Raw genomic sequence first — 1,772 nt, 5'->3', positions numbered from 1 at the left:
GATTATATTGAGCCGATTAGCTAGTGGCAAGCTCGGAAGAAGTGATTCTTTGAGTGAAGGAAGCCCAACGGCAAAAGTCTGTACCGAGGAACACAAAGCGCATAAGAGGCTAACTAAATTGGGTAAGTATGCACAGCAATGCAAAGCCTTTAGACAACAGGTTTAGTTAGTAGATGCGTCGGGGATAGATGGAAAGAAGAAGTGCTTACCGAGGGAGGTCTCTTAGATTACGAGTTAATCCTATGGAGAAGTCAGCAGAAGTCATAGTACTTGAGGTAACGAGTTGCGAATAGATACCGCATAGGGCTCACAAACAAGGAAGGACTGAACGCAAGTGGTTCTTAATTTCTATCGGAATAACGCAAGTTATAGCCCTAGAAAAGCGGAACAGGTTAAAAGAGAATCTGAACTAAATTCAGATTAAAACAAACAAGAATGATTGCACAAGTAACACATCCTTACAATCTCCAAAAGGCGCTACACCAAGTAGTAGTCAATAAAGGCAGTGCTGGCGTTGATGGCTTAAAAACCACTGAACTGGCGGATTATTTCCGTGAACACAAATCTGCATTATTGGAAACTGTTAAGAATGACTGTTATTTGCCACAACCTATTCTTGGAGTAGAGATTCCAAAGGGAGGCGGTAAAACCCGACTTTTAGGAATTCCAACCGTAGTTGACAGACTGCTTCAGCAAGCCGTATCGCAAGCGATGATGCCGCGATTCGAAAAGGATTTTAGTGTAAACAGCTTCGGATTTCGACCCAATAAAAACGCCCGCCAAGCGGTAGGCAAAGCCTTGGGAAACATTCACGAAGGCTACAATTATATTGTAGATATTGACCTAAAGACCTTCTTTGACCAGGTAGACCATTGCTTGTTGATGAACCTAATTTACCAAAAGGTAAAATGCCCCACGACTTTGCGATTAATCCGCAAATGGTTGCGAGTACCAATACTCATCAAAGGTAAACTAGTCAAACGCAGAAAAGGCGTCCCGCAAGGAAGCCCGATAAGCCCGCTTTTATCCAACATTTTGCTCCATGAATTGGACAAAGAACTGACAAGAAAAGGCTTGAAGTTTGTCCGTTATGCCGATGATTTCAGTATTTACACCAAATCGAAAACACAAGCCCAAACGGTCGGCAATGCTATCTTTCTGTTTTTGAGAGATAAGCTCAAACTGACCATTAATCTAGAAAAGAGCGGGATTAGAAAACCCATTCAATTTACGATACTGGGATTTTCGTTTGCATCGACTTATCAAAAAGGAGTAAAAGGCAGGTATCAACTAACGGTAGGGGAGAAAGCTTGGTCAAAACTCAAGCAAAATCTAAAAGAAGTGACACGCAAAACCGCACCGAGAAGTTTCGAGGAACGCATCGGTAAAATCAACGAAATCCAACGAGGATGGTTAAACTATTTTCGAGGGACGAGTATTCAAGGAAAGTTACGAGATATGGATGGTTGGCTGCGCAATAGACTGCGATATTGCATTTGGACGGACTGGAAGAAACCCGAACGTAAAAGGAAAAACCTGATGCGATTGGGTATTGACAAAGACCACGCCTATGCTTGGAGCAGAACAAGAAAAGGAGGCTGGCGTATTGCTCAAAGTCCGATTCTAACCACTACAATTACCCTACAACGGCTCAAGAAGAAAGGCTATCAATCGATGCTGGACATTTACATGGAACTCAACCCATCACTTTGCGAACCGCCGTATACGAGACCCGTACGTACGGTGGTGTGAGAGGCGCACTCCGTTAGTTT

Annotated in this window: 1 protein-coding gene; it reads left to right on the top strand. The window is 43.2% G+C overall.

The features are described from left to right. The first annotated feature begins 435 nt into the window (after positions 1 to 435). Positions 436 to 1,752, top strand: coding sequence for a group II intron reverse transcriptase/maturase (ltrA, locus tag AP058_RS00050; protein WP_066305309.1), 1,317 nt, complete (start codon positions 436 to 438; stop codon positions 1,750 to 1,752). Positions 1,753 to 1,772: the final 20 nt, after the last annotated feature.

Origin of the sequence: Flavobacterium sp. TAB 87 (assembly GCF_001529295.1) — a bacterium.
In the GTDB taxonomy this organism is placed as follows: domain Bacteria; phylum Bacteroidota; class Bacteroidia; order Flavobacteriales; family Flavobacteriaceae; genus Flavobacterium.
Note: the sequence above shows the minus strand (reverse complement) of the source record. Positions and strands in the feature narration are given on the sequence as shown.